Source organism: Mucilaginibacter sp., assembly GCF_025362475.1.
Lineage (GTDB): Bacteria > Bacteroidota > Bacteroidia > Sphingobacteriales > Sphingobacteriaceae > Mucilaginibacter.
The window spans coordinates 48,146-64,233 of the sequence record NZ_JANYGH010000048.1 but is presented as its reverse complement, the minus strand read 5'-3'; the positions used below and the strand labels follow the sequence as shown (position 1 = coordinate 64,233).

General features: G+C 42.2%; 11 protein-coding genes. 3 read left to right on the top strand and 8 right to left on the bottom strand.

Annotation, left to right across the window (positions count from 1 at the left end; genetic code table 11):
• Nucleotides 1–161 precede the first annotated feature (161 nt).
• Nucleotides 162–614 carry a MarR family transcriptional regulator gene (locus Q0R88_RS15625; RefSeq protein ID WP_295717731.1) on the bottom strand — a complete coding sequence of 151 codons (453 nt, stop codon included), beginning with the start codon at nt 612–614 and terminating at the stop codon, nt 162–164.
• A gap of 121 nt (nt 615–735) precedes the next feature.
• Complete coding sequence (gene ggt, locus Q0R88_RS15620; protein ID WP_295717883.1) at nt 736–2,454, bottom strand: gamma-glutamyltransferase; 1,719 nt, start codon at nt 2,452–2,454, stop codon at nt 736–738.
• A gap of 247 nt (nt 2,455–2,701) precedes the next feature.
• Between ggt and Q0R88_RS15615 the strand changes: the two genes are divergently transcribed.
• Complete coding sequence (locus Q0R88_RS15615; protein ID WP_295717729.1) at nt 2,702–3,199, top strand: hypothetical protein; 498 nt, start codon at nt 2,702–2,704, stop codon at nt 3,197–3,199.
• 183 nt (nt 3,200–3,382) lie between these two features.
• On the opposite strand, the gene Q0R88_RS15610 is transcribed toward Q0R88_RS15615, so the two are convergent.
• Both Q0R88_RS15610 and Q0R88_RS15605 read right to left on the bottom strand, forming a co-directional pair.
• Entirely contained in the window at nt 3,383–7,126 is a 3,744-nt protein-coding gene (locus Q0R88_RS15610; protein ID WP_295717726.1) for a S8/S53 family peptidase, read from the bottom strand.
• Between the two features lie 96 nt (nt 7,127–7,222).
• Nucleotides 7,223–8,872, bottom strand: a complete 1,650-nt coding sequence (locus Q0R88_RS15605) for an NAD+ synthase (protein WP_295717724.1) — start codon at nt 8,870–8,872, stop codon at nt 7,223–7,225.
• 57 nt (nt 8,873–8,929) lie between these two features.
• On the opposite strand from Q0R88_RS15605, the gene gldB reads away from it, so the two are divergent.
• Entirely contained in the window at nt 8,930–9,967 is a 1,038-nt protein-coding gene (gldB, locus tag Q0R88_RS15600) for a gliding motility lipoprotein GldB (RefSeq protein WP_295717722.1), read from the top strand.
• A 92-nt stretch (nt 9,968–10,059) separates the two neighbouring features.
• Here gldB and Q0R88_RS15595 read toward each other — a convergent pair whose 3' ends face one another.
• The 4 genes from Q0R88_RS15595 to Q0R88_RS15580 form a co-directional block, all read right to left on the bottom strand.
• Nucleotides 10,060–10,254, bottom strand: a complete 195-nt coding sequence (locus Q0R88_RS15595) for a hypothetical protein (RefSeq protein WP_295717720.1) — start codon at nt 10,252–10,254, stop codon at nt 10,060–10,062.
• Nucleotides 10,255–10,313: 59 nt separating this feature from the next.
• Complete coding sequence (locus tag Q0R88_RS15590; protein WP_295717718.1) at nt 10,314–11,204, bottom strand: DUF4349 domain-containing protein; 891 nt, start codon at nt 11,202–11,204, stop codon at nt 10,314–10,316.
• Nucleotides 11,205–11,385: 181 nt separating this feature from the next.
• Entirely contained in the window at nt 11,386–12,270 is an 885-nt protein-coding gene (locus Q0R88_RS15585; RefSeq protein ID WP_295717715.1) for a hypothetical protein, read from the bottom strand.
• Nucleotides 12,271–12,551: 281 nt separating this feature from the next.
• Nucleotides 12,552–13,448, bottom strand: coding sequence for an MBL fold metallo-hydrolase (locus Q0R88_RS15580; protein WP_295717714.1), 897 nt, complete (start codon nt 13,446–13,448; stop codon nt 12,552–12,554).
• 217 nt (nt 13,449–13,665) lie between these two features.
• On the opposite strand from Q0R88_RS15580, the gene Q0R88_RS15575 reads away from it, so the two are divergent.
• Nucleotides 13,666–16,074: an ABC transporter permease gene (locus tag Q0R88_RS15575; protein WP_295717713.1), complete on the top strand. Its 2,409-nt coding sequence runs from the start codon at nt 13,666–13,668 to the stop codon at nt 16,072–16,074.
• Nucleotides 16,075–16,088: the final 14 nt, after the last annotated feature.

Here is a 16,088-nt window from a genome sequence, read left to right as displayed (position 1 = left end):
GCACAGCATTAAATAAGTGTAGTTAAGAGCTTTATTTCAAACTAAACGAATCATTTTAAAGAAAATTACTTCGGTTTATGGCTGTACGTCCGTTAGTTTTTCTGGCCGCACTATTACTGGTTTACGGCAAAGTGTTTTTACAATAAAAGCTCTTGTAATGCTTATTGACTATTAGGTTTGTAGTTAACAGTAAGCTTATTTATTTTTTTAAGCATTTCGGTAAGGTATTCTTTATCTGCCGGGCTGATGTGGGCATCAAGGTAGTTATTAAATTGTTTTACAACCACGCGTGCCTGGTGCCGTTTTTCTTTGCCCACATCTGTCAGATAAATCTTTACCGAACGTTTATCGCCCTGGTTAGATTCCCGATAGATTAGTCCTGTTTTTTCCAGCTGACTAAGCATTCTTGATAAACTGGTTGATTTAAGCCCTAATAATGCGGCCGCCTGGGATACAGTGGTGCCTTCCTTTTCGTCGATATTGATTAACAGGTAGCCTATAGACTGCGTGATGCCAAACTCAGTAACCAACTGGTTGTACCTGTTGGCAACGGTTTGCCACACAATTTTTAAAAAATAATCAATGGTTTCCTGGTGTTTTACACTATTATGCATGCATACCAAACGTAAGAAATGCTTGTTAATTACACAAATTTAAGTTTGCAGTTTGCCGTTGCCAGTTTGCGGTTTTTATTAAAACAGATGTTAAGCAAACTGCCGACTGCTAACCGCCTTACTACCACCCCAGTTTAGTATCATCCCCTCGCGGATCGGCGCCGCCTTCGTAATAACCCCATTGGGTTTTTAGAATGGCATCTACCCGACCTATGGTCCCGTGGGTGGTTATTTTGTAGCCTTTACCTTGGAGTTTTGTAACGGTGGCACTATCAATAGCATCTTTTTCAACCGTTACCTCATCGGGCAGCCATTGTGAGTGGAAGCGTTTTGAAGTTACAGCATGTTGCATGCTTTGGTTAAACTCTATTACATTAAGTATGGTTTGAAAAACTGATGTAATGATTGTTGAGCCGCCGGGAGTACCAACCACCATAAACAGTTTTCCGTCTTTTTCAACAATGGTTGGTGTCATGGATGATAGCATGCGTTTACCGGGTTGGATGCTGTTGGCCTTGCCTCCAATCAATCCGTACATATTGGGTACTCCCGGTTTGGAGCTAAAGTCGTCCATTTCATTGTTAAGCAGGAAACCCGCGCCTTTAACAAAAATTTTGGAACCGAAGCTGTCGTTCAATGTGGTAGTAATTGATACCGCGTTGCCATCCCTATCTACAATAGAATAGTGTGTTGTTTGGTCGCTTTCGTAACTTACAAAGGTGCCGGGCTGTATACTGGTGCTTGGTGTGGCAGCATCCCAGCTAAAATTGCTCATACGCGATGCGGTATAAGCTGGTTTCAGCAGGCTATCAACCGGCACTTTAAAAAAATCAGGATCGCCAAGGTATTTGGATCTATCTGCATAAACCCGGCGTTCGGCTTCAACTACCAATCGCACGGTTGAATCCTGGTTGTATCCCCACCTTTTTAAAGGATATTTTTCAACAGATTGCAGCAATTGGAGCAAAGCTATGCCTCCGCTTGATGGCGGCGGCATTGTAATTATCTTGTACCCTTTATAATTGCCCGTAATAGCGTTGCGCCAAACAGAGTGGTAATTTTTGAGATCTTCCTTTGTCATCAATCCTTTGCCGCTTTTCATTTCGGCAACAATTTCATCGGCCACTATACCATCATAAAATCCCTCTCTGCCTTTATCGCGGATGAGTTCAAAGGTTTTGGCCAAATCCTCCTGTACTAACACGTCGCCTTCGTTCCAATCCCCATCTTTTATCAAATAGGTTTTGCCGGGATTCAATTTTGTGAACTGGGCTTTGGTGCGATTGAGGTCGCTGGCTAAATGTTTTGTTATTTTAAAACCGTTGCGGGCAAGTTCAATAGCAGGTTGTACAAGATCGGCCCATTTGAGCTTGCCATATTTACGGTGTGCCTCAACCATCCCATCAACAGAACCGGGAACGCCGGATGCCTGGTGTGTATACAGGCTCATATCAGGAATTACATTCCCGGCAGAATCCAGGTACATATTGGCACTTGCTCCAGCTGGTCCTTTTTCCCTAAAATCCAGGGTATTTGTTTTGCCGCTTTTTGAACGGAAAACCATAAAGCCCCCACCGCCAATATTGCCCGCTTGCGGATGTGTTACTGTTAACGCAAATTGCACCGCTACTGCGGCATCAACAGCATTGCCACCTTTCTTTAAAATATCAAGCCCAACCTGCGCGGCATCCGGGTAAGCGCAAACCACCATACCATTCCGATATTGGTTACTATTGTTAACCCCCAGTTGCCCGTGTACACATCCTGTGGTTATAAAAAAAAGTATGGTTAAAAACAGGGTTATGTAATTGCTCTTTCTTATTTTAAAGCTATATATCATCATTATCAGCGAAAATTATTTCACTAAAATAATCTATTTAAGGTCATAAATACATTAAAAGAAGACCAATATTTCCTGTTGAAAGTCAGTTAGATGAATATTTAACAATGTAGTTTTTTCTTTACAATACCATAAAAATTCATAATTGGCGTTTATTACTGAACATTTACGGCCAAATGGGGTTAATTCTTCGTTAAGCTAATATGCGTTTACATTACCTGTTTAATTGTTTACTTAAAACTACTACATGAAAAAATTTATTTACATTCTGTTATGCTCGGTTTCTTTTTTATTAATAGGCAAGCGCTCGCAGGCGCAGGATTATAAGGTAGCCGCCGGTTTAAAATTTGGCGCATATGAAATTGGGCCATCCGGTAAGTACTTCCTGGATAAGACCACTGCACTTGAAGGTATCCTGGGTATTCGCGATCACGGCCTGGTAATAACCGGTTTGTATGAGATACATACACAAGCGTTTAACGTTGATAAGCTTAATTTTTATTACGGTTTTGGGGGCCATTTGGGTTCTATTGGCAGTGGGTATTACCATCGCTTTGGCAGTGATGCCCAATACTATAAAGACAGGCACCTTTTATTAGGAGCCGATGGTGTTTTGGGTTTGGAATGGATGATTCCTAATAGCCCAATTGCAGTAAGCTTGGATCTTAATCCCCGCCTTGAAGTAGCCACCGGGCCATTTTTTGATATTGCACCGGGTGTAGGTGTAAAATATACTTTTCAATAAACATTAAAGCGAATGCCTATAGCATAAAGCTTTGATTTACTTACCCCAAAATTACAGTTACAATTTAAGAGCAGGCATTTTAGGCCTGCTCTATTTTTTTGCCATAAAATGTGAATTTTTTCCACCTTTTATCTGTGTAAAGGATTACAGCTTTTGGCTATGTTCTTTAATGGTATAAAGTTTTTAATGACTGATTATTACCTTTTTTCCGTAGACCTTACTGCCCAATAATACCTTTAAAACATAAACGCCCGGTGGCAAATTGCTTACATTTATTACAGTGCTAAAATTGCCCTGCGGGATACTTTGCTTATCCGAAATTATGATTTGCCCCACTGAATTTACAAGTGAGAGGTTGAGATCTGCAGCCGTTTTTGCTGTAAATACCACGTTCAGGTTGGCGTTTGCCGGCACCGGGAATACTGTTAATCCTATATCGGTTGATTTATCTGCATTGGCTACCGTTCTGGCATAAACAAAAACATCTGATATGGCCACGCATCCACTGCTTAAAGTATCTGCTACCTGGTAGTTTCCGCTTTGTATGGGATCATAGGTGGCACCTGTGGCTCCTTTTATCGGTGCTCCATTTAATAACCATTGATTGCCCATTGCAATACTTGAGTTTAAGGTATTATTACTTTGTACAATAACAGGCTTCGTTAATGTCACGGCCTTCCTGGCTGCAGAAGCACAACCCAGGCTTTGAACCTTCATATCATAAAAATAATAGTAAAAGCTTTTGTAATAACTGGTGTCAGAAGGGTTATCACTGGTTGCGTCATTCCCGGTAATGCTGAATATATTACCAGTGCTGAACGGATAGGCTGTTACACCCGCGTTGTTGCGATAGATGGTTGCGGTATTATCATATTCTACTGATATTACGTATTTACCGGCAGCAGGTAATTCAAGATTGAGGTCATAAACCTTACCAGGGTCTGCCGGGTCATTTGCTTGCGGGCCGGGGAGTGGTATGCTACGGGTGGCCTGGGCGTTTATAGTTGTTGATGCCACAGTTTGCCCATTGCTGTTACTTACATTAAATGTGATTTTGCCTGGGTTGCCGATATATAAACGCGCGCTTTGAATAACTACCGGTACTTTGGTATCAACAATAACAGACGGGGTAAACTGATCATACCCACCATCACTGAAAATATTTTTAGTTGCCGGCCCTACGGTGCCCTTAAAATCATTTATGCCTGCGTAATAAGTATTATTTACAGGCGGATATGTTGTGCTTATTGGGCTGCCAACAGCAACGGGGGCAGTATCTCCAATATTTTGGTACCAAAGCAAAGTGCCATCGCCATTCCCGGATAAAAGATATTGTTTGCTATCGGTACAGTAATAAGCACTAAGACCGCCAATAGTAGATGGAAAGTTAATAACTATGGTTGTTGTTATGGTATCATTTGTTTTTACCGGGTCGCCGGTTAAATTGCTTACAGCAGTAATGGTATAAGTGGCCCCGGCCATCGCGTTAAAATTTTGACTAAAGGTGAAGTTGTCTTCATCGCCGGGTGCAAGGGCACCCGCGTAGGTTCCGTTAAAGGTAGTAACAGTGTTATCGGGCGCGGTTATTTTTACCATTAAGGGAATATTGCTGATTGCCGCGCTACCAAAATTTTTAACCCTGATAGTTACAGGCGTGGTGATGGAGCATGCCCCACTTGAGCCGGGGTTAACTATGGCCGATATGCCGGCATCAATACTGGTTTGTAAAAATTGTACGCGGTAGTCCTGGGTTTCGCCTTTGCTGTAACTGCCACAGGATTTTATGGTTGAGGCATCCGCGGTTTCGTTTAATACTACCCTCATTAAACTGTAGGTGCCCGGCAAAACGTTGGCCGGTATCTTAATGTTTGTGGTGTATGTTCCGGTGCCGTTAAAAAAGCCGGTAGTTGCTACTTCTTCATTGCTATCAAAAACACCGTTTTCATTATAATCAATAAATACCTTAGCGGCTTTAGTGAAATTGCTGCCGCAGGTACCCAGGGTAATGCTTAGGGAGTAGGATTTGTCCTCCTCTAATTGGATGGTTAAATTGGTGTAATCAGAATAGCTTTTGCATCCCGAGGCAGGTGTATTGTCGATATTAGCAAGTTTAAGGTTATCAATGCGCGAATCGGCATTACTCAAAGGTGCCGATGAGCAGTAAGCAGTACCGCCCATTCCGGTTACGATGAGGGAGTAAGCCTGTAAGCCTGATGAAAGGGTGCCTTTATGAGATACCGTAATGGTGTAAGCCTTGCCTGGCACCGCATTGGCAATATAAACCTGTTCCACATTATCCCGGATATTATTGCCGGTTGTTGCTGTGGCAGATGGGTGATCGGGATCCAAAACCCAGGCGTTATAGGTAGTGGTGCCATCACTTACTTTTATATCCAAATCGTTTACCAATTTTGGTGTGCGGCTGTTTATTGTCCCGTCGGGCAAAACTGTTCCTTGTGGATCTGTCCAGGCAATAGTTGCAATCAAAGCATCAGCTCCCGATGCCAATACATTAAAGGTTTGCGTTTGGCCCTGGGTAAGCGTATTCTCTTTAATAAGGCTTTTGGTGCCGTTTTCAGTTATAGCCTGGGCGGCCTTTGCCGTATTGAGCAGCCCCCATCCATAAATATAATCGGGCCCCACATTACCGGCATCAAAAGCAGTGTGACAAACCAGGCCCTTTAGTGTGGCCGAGCGCATAAAGCTTTGATTGTTTTTTTTGTAGTAGTACTCCTGCAATAAATATAAAGAGCCTGTAATATTGGGTGCAGCCATTGATGTACCTGATAGGGTGAGGTACGATGTACTGTTGGCAACACCTGCAGAAGTTACATTTACGCCATCACCAACAATATCTGGTTTTACGCGGCCATCATCGGTTGGTCCCCGGCTACTGAAATAAGCGATACTTACATCCTGCCGGTTTGTTGGCCCGGAGGGTAAGGGATTTACTGCGCCAACTGTAATTATATTTTTAGCATTGCCTGTTGTGCTGATGATGTCATAGCCGCTGTTATCGCTGATGTTTGCAGGCCTTGCACCTTTGTTAACAATGGTTTGATCTGTTCTGCTCCTGTAGCCATAATATGTTGATCCGATGGCTGGCCCGTTACTGGACCGGCTATTACCTGCCGATTCAACGATGAGGTAATACGGCGCGGTATACGCAATTTTATCCCATGACTGCGCGCGGGTATCATAAAAACCAAAAGTGTAATCAACAGAATCACCGGGTAAGCCGTACCATTCCCACCGCGAGTCGCTATCATTATAATCCCAGCCCGCCACATCTCCATAAGAGTGGTTAGATAGTAATAAGCCTGATGCCGCACCGCTCATTTCTGATACATCGTTATTAAAATCCCATGATAGCAAACCGGCCGTGTTAAAAGCCATGCCTTTAGCAGGTGCATATACCCCTTTGGCTATCATAGTGCCTGCCACGTGAGTAGTGTGGTCAAGTACCGCAGCGCCATCTTTTATGGTGATGGTTTTACCGGCAAATTCCTGGTGAGCGGCGTAAACGGAGCCACCATCCCACATGGCCAATTTATTGAGGAGGCTGGTGCTGGAGCCTGAAAGGTTTAATCCTAAAGAGCCGCCTGGTTGTATCTTATTGGTATTTGTTGTTGCCGCCGCAGTAGTATTATTATGTGTAATGAGGTATATAGGGAACCCTAAACTGTTTATGCCCTGTAATGATAGCAAATTACCATTTTTTGATCGGCGGCTTATGGTCCAGCCGCGTTTATCGGCTAATGACAGGGCTTGTTGTCTGCCCACGGTGTAAGTGTTTCTTAACTGGGATGAAAAATTATCAAGTTCGGCCTTTTTTGCGGTGCTTACCAATGGTTGTTGAGCAAAAACCTCAGTAGCGGTACTCAGCAGAAACAATAAAAAGTAAATTGCGGAGTATAGCTTATTCATTGACTTGGATATAGGCATTTTCAAAATAATGAGACGGCAAATTAACTCATATATTGATACGAATATGCATATAATCGATAAACTCGATGAATATATCTACGAAAGATATTTACCTACTATCGGCATTCTGCGGCCCATACCAAAAGCCTTTGGCGAAACCCTTAAGATTGGCGGTGTTTGGTAACGTTTATGCTCGGCCGAGTTGGTAAGCTTGATTACCCGGCGAACTGTTGCTTCGTCATAGCCCATTTTAATGATCTCGGCAGATGAACGACGGTATTCAATATATTCTTCCAGTATTTTATCCAGAATGTCATATTCAGGCAGGGAGTCGGTATCTTTTTGATCGGGTCTTAACTCAGCCGATGGCGGTTTAACGATGGAGTTAATTGGAATTATCTCCTTGTCACGGTTAATGTGGCGGGCCAATTCAAAAACCTGCGTTTTATACACATCGCCTATAACGGAAATACCTCCGCACATATCGCCATATAAAGTACCATAACCTACCGCCGCTTCGCTTTTATTGCTGGTGTTTAGCAAAATATAACCAAACTTATTGCACATCGCCATTAATAAAACGGCCCTGGTACGCGATTGGATATTTTCTTCGGCGATATTAAACGTAAGGTTTTTAAACTGCGGGTGCAGGGAACTCTCAATCGCTTCGGTAATGTGTTTTATAGCTATGGTTTCACTTTTGCAGCCCAGATTTTTCACAAGGTCCTCGGCATCTTTAAGGGAATGATCTGTTGAAAAACGCGAAGGCAGTAATACAGCCATCACATTCATCGGACCTAAGGCCTCCGCAGCCAAAGCACAAACCACGGCCGAATCTATCCCCCCGGATAAACCTAATATAGCTTGTTTAAAGCCGGATTTATAAAAATAATCACGGATCCCCAAAATAATTCCCTGGTGTATCTGGTCAATATCACTCGGGCGTTCGGTTTTTAGGGTTGATGTATGCTCAAAACTTATGGTGTTGTTATCGGCCAGGGTATAATAAGCCATGTTTTCCTCAAAATAAGGCAATTCATCTATAAGTTTGCCTGTATTGTCAAATACCAGCGATCCACCATCAAATATCAATTCGGTTTGTGCGCCTACCTGGTTTACATAAAGTAGTGGCAAATTATAGCGGCTGGCATTATCGCTCAAAATATCAATCCGCACCTCATCGTGGTTATAGGCAAAAGGCGAAGCCGCGATATTGATCATTACATCGGGCTGCTGATGAATGAGGATATCCATTGGGCGGGTAACGTACAGCGGATTCTCTATGGTATTCCATAGGTCCTCGCATATGGTAAGCGCTATTTTTTTGCCTTTAAATTCAATACAGTTAAAATCTGTTGATGGTTCAAAATAACGGTATTCATCAAATACATCGTAATTTGGTAGCAGAGCTTTATTCACTATCGCCTTAACCTTACCGTTCTCAATAAAATATGCCGAGTTGTTAAGGTCTTTACCCTCTGTTTTGTTATTGAAAGTGGGCAGACCAATAATGCAGGCTACATCTGTACATACTGAAGCTATCTTTTTTGCAGCTTCATCGCACAAACCTATAAACTCATCAAATTCAAGAAAGTCGCGTGCCGGGTACCCGCAAACGCATAGTTCGGCAAATACAACAAGGTCGGCACCGTTTTGCTTTGCCTCTAAAATATGATCAATAATTTTGGCTGTGTTCGATTCGAAATTACCTATATGATAGTTGAGCTGGGCTAATGCGATTTTCATGGATGGTATAGTAACGTATTAATGCAAATAAAAATTATTTTTGCTCAAAGGATAAAAATGATAACTACCCGGTATAAAGCAAAACAAATTTACTTATTTTTTTTTATTGGCCTGATTTTGACAGCCTGCGGGCGCAATAAAAAGGTTGATGTAAGTAATATTAACCTTGATGTGACGATAGAGCGCTTTGATCATGATTTTGATGCTATGCGCACCGGGCGCATGAACCAGCAAGCCGTTTTTCTTCATAATAAGTATGGGGCATTTTACCAGGATTTTATTGAACGTGTTTTGCAGGCCGGCAGTACAAGAGATACTGCCTATTTTAAAACCCTGCACGAAGTATTTAAAGGGAAAGCCTATAACGATCTGAAACATGACGTAGAGGCTGTTTACCCGAATATGGATAAACAGAATGCCGAACTGACAGAAGCTTTTAAATACATTAAATACTATTACCCCAAAAAGAGAATCCCGAAAGTTTATGCTTACCTGTCTGGATTCCAGGCGCAAACATCCATTGGTGATGGGTATTTTGCCATAGGGCTTGATTTGTTTTTGGGGGCCAACTCCAGGTTTTATCCTTCAATTACCAGCGCGTTTCCGCATTATTTATCAAGGCATTTTACACCCGATAATATTACTCCCCGTGTGGTTGAGGGTATTGCCCGTGAGGATATGTTTCCCGAAGACGATAATGATAAATCATTACTATCAAAAATGGTGTACAACGGTAAGATCATGTATTTTATGGATAGGATATTACCTGATGTTGGTGATACAACCAAAATTAGCTATACCGCCACCCAGTTAAAATGGTGCAATGATTTTGAATCGAAAATATGGGGATACTTTTTAGAGGAAAACCTATTGTACGAAACCGATTATCCAAAAATTCAAAAATATCTTACTGAAGCCCCGTTTACTCCGGGCCTTGGCGAAAGGAATGAATCGGCACCAAAGTTGGCCGTATATACGGGCTGGCAAATTGTGCGCGCCTATATGGATAAGCATCCTGAAGTTACCTTGCCACAGTTAATGGCTGATAAGGATGCGCAAAAGATCCTGAATCAATCGAAATATAAACCGAAGTAAATGCGCAGATTACAGATATGAGATGTGCAGATGAAGCATAAAAAAAGCGTCAGGGATAACCTTGACGCTTTTTTTATATATTGAATAATAAATTATTTCATAATATCGAACACTGCTTTTAAAGCAATACCGGCACCTAATGCTAATAATACATTGGCGATCCATGAAAAGTATGGGGTATTTTCATCACCTGCAAAGCGGATAAATACACCTACAATGCCTATGATAATAGCTACAACTAATAGTTTGTAATGTTTCTCTGAATTGGCGTTTTCCATTGACTCCATGATACCGTATTTAATGTTTTGGCAAAAATAGAAATGTTTAGCGAAAATGCCACTAATTTTTATGATTTTATCGAGCCTAAAAATGTGGGGTGTTTTCTTTTATAATACCTTATTAATATCCACACACCAATACCCGCTAAAATAAACACCCACAAGTTGGCTAACCCCAAAACAAGTTGAGTAAACAGGTACCAGCCATAATGCAATGAATTTGCAAAACGTTTGTTAAATGACAGTTGATAAGCCGACGGATCATCATTCGCGATCGTTTCGTTCACTATGGTATTGCTTTGGTAAAAGCTAAGGGTTACTACGCTAAACTTAACAGCGGCGTCAATTTTCATATTGTCAATTTGCCCATCAACCATGTCATCTTTTAATAGCAATACATTCAATGGGTTTTTTATGGTGATTTTCCCTTTTTTCTGTTGCTCTACCAGCTCTTTCCTGCTGTTAAGTTTTAATTTTGATGATAGAAAATCAAGTGATTTATCGTCGATATCCATTTTGCTGTAAGTAACATACATGCCCATATGTGCTACCTGCTGCATAAAATCGCCCAGTTTATCAGAGGGTACCTTAACAGTCATTTCTTCGGTAGTACTAAAAGCGGATACACGCTTTACCGAATCATCGCTAATGCGGTAATCCTGTGTTCCCTGTACAGACGATTCCATTTGGTGATGCATGACCATTCCGCTGTTCTTAATCGTTAAGGCGCTGATTTTTTCGGCTGTTTGCTGCACGTTTTGAACCTTGAAGCGCATGTCGGCAGTTTTTACCAGTTTGGGGTTTATTGTCGTCAATGAATCTGTGCGGGTATCTACCGCAGCCGAATCTGCAGATGAACTACTGCTGTTGTTAACAGCTTCGTACTTGGATACACCTCCCTTACACGCGCCCAGCAGAACAATGCCCGCCAGCAGCGCAGTTACAATTTTTGTTTTCATGAATTTTAATTGTTTTTTTGGTTACTATTAATTCTGATAAAGGCGAATAAGTAACCCTTCTGTGGAGAGAATCAGGTAGTTGCAGAATAAATAAGATGGGTATTGATCCGGCTTACGCCAGTAAGGCCAATAGCGACGATACCGAAGCAAATATCGACGCCACTGTAATTTTTATGTTTTGTTACTTGATCAGTGTTCTGTTTAGTGAAAGGGGTAAACCAATAGAGAAAACCATGTTGGCTTTATTTGATGAATACCTGGTTAAGTTAGCAACGCCTATGCCAAAGCTTATGGGGTTTTTAAAAGGCCTTAAGCCGGCCGAAAATGCTAAATTCATGCCTGTCCATTCGGCATTTATGCTTACATGTCTTATCGCTTCAAATGAAATACTGCCAAATATTGCGGTACCATGGGTGCCTTTTCCGTTAGCAATATCAATGGGGCTTTTTTCATAAAACCTACCGCTGCCTAAGCCAATGGTGTAGCTAAGCCTTGAGCAGCCGGGAGTTAAGGATGGAATTGTTTGTACCGCATGGCTGATAGCCATATAAAAGGTTGATCCGGGCGAGTCTGATTGCCTATCATTGGCAAACATTTGGAGGGCTCCTGCCGAAATGCTTGTACCGACAAATAACTTCCTGCTTAGGATGAAGTTGCCGGAAAAGTCACGAAACAGGTGTACATCGGTAACGTTCAAGCTGGTAGCAAAGTTTACTGCCGATTCTGGGTTGCCCACACAAAAACCTATTGAACCAATGAGGTCGGCCTTGTTGTTCCTGTATACTTCCGGGTAGGCCCCGCCTAAACCGCCGAAAATATATGTGCCATATCCGCCAAAGCCAGTCGGTGTTAAAAGTGCGATGGGGGCATCGCTGGGATAAAGATCTCCGTTTTCTATCTGTGATGCCCCCTGCGCGGCTACCACCGGAACGGGGGCCAAAAATGAATCTACTTGTTGCTTTAACTCCTTTTCGAAAGAATTTTGACTGAAGGCAGATCTGGCACACAAACAAAGTGCTACAATGGCACAAAACTTGAATGACTGCAGCCGGAATTTGCAAATCATGATGAGATGATTAGGGGACGAAATGAGTTAAGTAATGAGTTTATTACCGCTGTTTACGCATTACTGCATTGGTTAGTTATGGTAATTAAAAACTAATCAGCATGATTTGTTGAGGTATAACGCAATAAGGAGGGCCGTTCTTTTTAAAAGGAGCCAAACCGGAAATTTCCTGGTTCAGTAAATTAAACTGAACCAGGATTAAGCAGATTCATAAGATTTTTGGATTTTGATTGGGCAAGCTAAAAACCTTACGATTCTTAAACCCTGGTTCAGGCAAATTTCTACGCGCTTAGTTCCTCATAGGCTGCGGTTAATCCTCTTTCAATACCATCACCCTGCCATTCAGTTACGCCGGTAATACTTTTAGAGTCAATGATTTCTTCTTTTGATTTACCTGCTTTAATGCTGGTATCAACAAAGGTTACCAGGCTTTCCATAAAGTGTTGCATGGCTTTTACATCGTCCATAGTGCCGGTTACCTTAAGCGGATCAAAGGCATGGCCGAAAACGAAGATGGTGTTCTTATCAAATTGTTTGGTGGCAGCCTCCAGCGTGGTTATCCAGCTTTTACATGATGCACCGGCACTGCGGTCAACAAAAGGATATCGACGGTTAAATACTAGGTCGCCGGTGTGTACAACGTTGGCGTTTTCAAAGTGAATAAAACTATCGCCATTGGTATGGCCCGCGCCAAAGTAATGTGCGGTGATATGCTCATCACCTACCTTAGTTTTCCACTTATCGGTGTAGGTAATATCCGGGTATAGTTGTTTATCGTCGTTATTTTGTTTAGCTGCCGATGCTTTTTGGTTGGTAAGGGAATTGGTGTGGGCTGCTACATTTTGGGCTATACCTTTAAATGCGATGTTGCCGCTGGTATGGTCGCCGTGGTGATGGGTATTGATGAGCCATTTGAAAGGTTTGTCTGATTGTTTCTTCAGCTCTGCTATAAGGTGCGTAGCCTGTTCCGGAAATTCAGCATCAACCACAACAATACCTTCCTTATTTGCCAGCCAGGCAATTGTGCCGCCCTTTTCGGCAAACATGCCAACATTACCACGTAACGTTTTAAACTGAAAAGTTGGATCGGCCAGTATTGATGCCAGACTTCTTTTTCCGAATAATGCAATTGAGCCTGCAGTAAGGGCTGTGTTCATTAAAAACTTACGGCGTTCCATAGATTTATTTGTTATGATTTTGGTAGTTGGAGATTAGTAAATTTAGGTATTTTAATTTCTAAGTAGCAAGCAGATAATAGGTTGTATCAATAATAATATATTAACCCGGAACAAATAACAGCACAGCGAAAAACCAACGGCCAAATGTGTTAAATTATGTTAACACAGCTACTTACGTTAATTAATGCCATTATCTTTATTGGATAATAAGAAAACTATGCTGAAAAATTACTTTAAACTGGCCTGGCGTAACCTTTGGAAAAACAAAGCTTTTTCATTGATCAATATCTTCGGTCTTTCGGTAGGTATTGCCTTTACCTTACTTATTGGTGCCTACATCTGGGGGCAGCTACAGGTAAACCATCAGCTTAAAAATTTTAAGAACCAGTATATTTTAACAAGCCGGTGGAAAGATCCGGGCCAGGGTAATGAAATTGCTTCGGCAGGGCAGATGCCAAGAGCGCTAAGGGATAATTACCCCAACCTGGTAGCCAATTATTATCATTTTGATGGGGTTACCACTAATGTATCCCGGGGCGATATGCATTTTAGGGAGAGCCTGCAGCTGGGTGATAGCACGCTGCTCAAGATGTATGGATTTAAGTTATTGTATGGTGATGCTAAAACCGCCATGAATGATCCGTTTTCGGTGGTGCTTACGCAAAAAATGGCTTTGAAGTATTTTGGTAAGCTGGATGTTGTTGGGCAAACCATCAACTTTGAAAGCTTTGGCGGCGAAAAGCACGATTTTGTAATTAGCGGAGTATTGGATAATGTGCCTAAAAACTCGGTGACCAACCTTGATCAAAACAATAATTCCGATTTCTTTTTTACGGCCAGCTCGGCAAAATACTTTAAACGCAACCTGGAAGGGTGGACAAACTTTAGCACCGTAGGCTATGTTGAATTAAAAGATGGTGTTACCGCAAAGGACCTGGAAAGGCCGCTGCGTGAGCTGATGAAAAAGAACGCGCCTGCAGATATCAGCAAAAGCCTTACAAACGTAGCGGTACCACTTACGGATTATTACCTTGAAGGATGGGGCGGCACCGTTAAAACCATGTGTTATACATTGGGTTACATAGCGCTCTTTATTTTGCTGATGGCTATCATCAATTTTGTGAACATCTGTATCGGCCGCTCATCCGGGCGAATGAAGGAGATGGGCATCCGCAAGGTGTTAGGCGGTTTACGCGGCCAGCTCATCTGGCAGTTTTTAACCGAATCGGTGCTCATGGTTTTAATTGCAACCGTGATTGCCCTGGTATTATACGCCCTGGCGAGGCCATATTTTAGCAATGTGCTTGGCGAGCAAATCACCGGACTGTTTGCTTTCCCGGTTTATTTTATAGCGATACCTTTTTTGTTTGCCCTGTTTGTGGGGATACTGGCGGGTATTTACCCGGCGTTGGTGCTATCGGCATTAAAATCAGTCGACTCGTTAAAAGGCAAGCTGGCATCGGTAAAGGAGAGTGTGCTATTCCGCAAAACGCTGGTGGGCTTTCAGTTTGGTACCGCGGCTATTGTATTTATTGGTGCGCTTATCATTTCGCAGCAAATAAACCTGTTTTTTAATGGCAAGCTGGGTTACGATAAAGACTACGTAGTGTATGCCCAGCTGCCAAGGGATTGGTCGGTTAAAGGGGTGCAAAAAATGCAATCGGTAAAAGATCAGCTGATGCAGATGCCCGAGGTAAGCAGTGTTTCGCTTTCATGGGATATCCCAAACGGACAAAACGGTGGCAATTATACCGTGTACAAGCAAGGAGGGAACCCCGCGCAAGCAATCACTGCAACGGGTTTAATGGTTGATAATCAATACGCCGCCAGCTACAATATCCCCATGAGGGCCGGTACATTTTTTAAGCCGGTTTTTATCCCGGCAGATACAACACAGGTAGTGATTAACGAAACACAAGCTAAAATAATGGGATATAAAACTCCCGATGATGCCATAGGTCAAAAGATGATGCAACTGGGCAGCAATATTCCGCTCATCATTTGCGGTGTAACGGCCGATTTTCATTTCGGGTCGATGCATGATCTGATATCGCCCATCACTTTTATGAATGTTAATTACACTACTTATTACCGGTATTTTTCTATCAAACTAAAGCCGGGCAACATGCAGCAAAGCATCACTTCGCTACAAAAAAAGTGGGCGGCGCTTTTACCCGGTGCTCCGTTTGAATATGGCTTTATGGACGATGCCCTTAAAAAAGTTTATCAGTCCGAGATTCAGTTAAAGCAGGCCGCTTATATTGCTACAGTTTTAGCGGTGATTATTGTACTGTTGGGTGTATTGGGGCTAATATCACTAAGTATCCAGAAGCGTACTAAGGAGATCGGTATCCGCAAAGTATTAGGTTCATCGGTTGCAGGAATCATCAGCCTGTTTATAAAAGAGTTTTTAGGAGTTATAGTGATTGCTTGTTTAGTGGCCTGCCCGCTGGCTTATTTAATGATGACTAACTGGCTTAATAATTATGCCTATAAAATAGCCATTACCCTAAATCCATTTATGGTTGCTATTGTTGGCCTTACCTTGGTTGCAGCTATATTAATCACTATACAAACCATAAAAGCTGCCTTGAATAGCCCGGTGAAGAGTTTGAGGAGTGAATAGGGAACCAGAATGCA

What these genes read in the sequence shown, in the direction of transcription:
- Q0R88_RS15585 (WP_295717715.1), bottom strand. Translation starts at nt 12,270, where the DNA reads ATGATTTGCAAATTCCGGCTGCAGTCATTCAAGTTTTGTGCCATTGTA.
- gldB (WP_295717722.1), top strand. Translation starts at nt 8,930, where the DNA reads ATGATAACTACCCGGTATAAAGCAAAACAAATTTACTTATTTTTTTTT.
- Q0R88_RS15615 (WP_295717729.1), top strand. Translation starts at nt 2,702, where the DNA reads ATGAAAAAATTTATTTACATTCTGTTATGCTCGGTTTCTTTTTTATTA.
- Q0R88_RS15595 (WP_295717720.1), bottom strand. Translation starts at nt 10,254, where the DNA reads ATGGAGTCAATGGAAAACGCCAATTCAGAGAAACATTACAAACTATTA.
- Q0R88_RS15590 (WP_295717718.1), bottom strand. Translation starts at nt 11,204, where the DNA reads ATGAAAACAAAAATTGTAACTGCGCTGCTGGCGGGCATTGTTCTGCTG.
- Q0R88_RS15605 (WP_295717724.1), bottom strand. Translation starts at nt 8,872, where the DNA reads ATGAAAATCGCATTAGCCCAGCTCAACTATCATATAGGTAATTTCGAA.
- Q0R88_RS15610 (WP_295717726.1), bottom strand. Translation starts at nt 7,126, where the DNA reads ATGAATAAGCTATACTCCGCAATTTACTTTTTATTGTTTCTGCTGAGT.
- Q0R88_RS15575 (WP_295717713.1), top strand. Translation starts at nt 13,666, where the DNA reads ATGCTGAAAAATTACTTTAAACTGGCCTGGCGTAACCTTTGGAAAAAC.
- ggt (WP_295717883.1), bottom strand. Translation starts at nt 2,454, where the DNA reads ATGATATATAGCTTTAAAATAAGAAAGAGCAATTACATAACCCTGTTT.
- Q0R88_RS15580 (WP_295717714.1), bottom strand. Translation starts at nt 13,448, where the DNA reads ATGGAACGCCGTAAGTTTTTAATGAACACAGCCCTTACTGCAGGCTCA.
- Q0R88_RS15625 (WP_295717731.1), bottom strand. Translation starts at nt 614, where the DNA reads ATGCATAATAGTGTAAAACACCAGGAAACCATTGATTATTTTTTAAAA.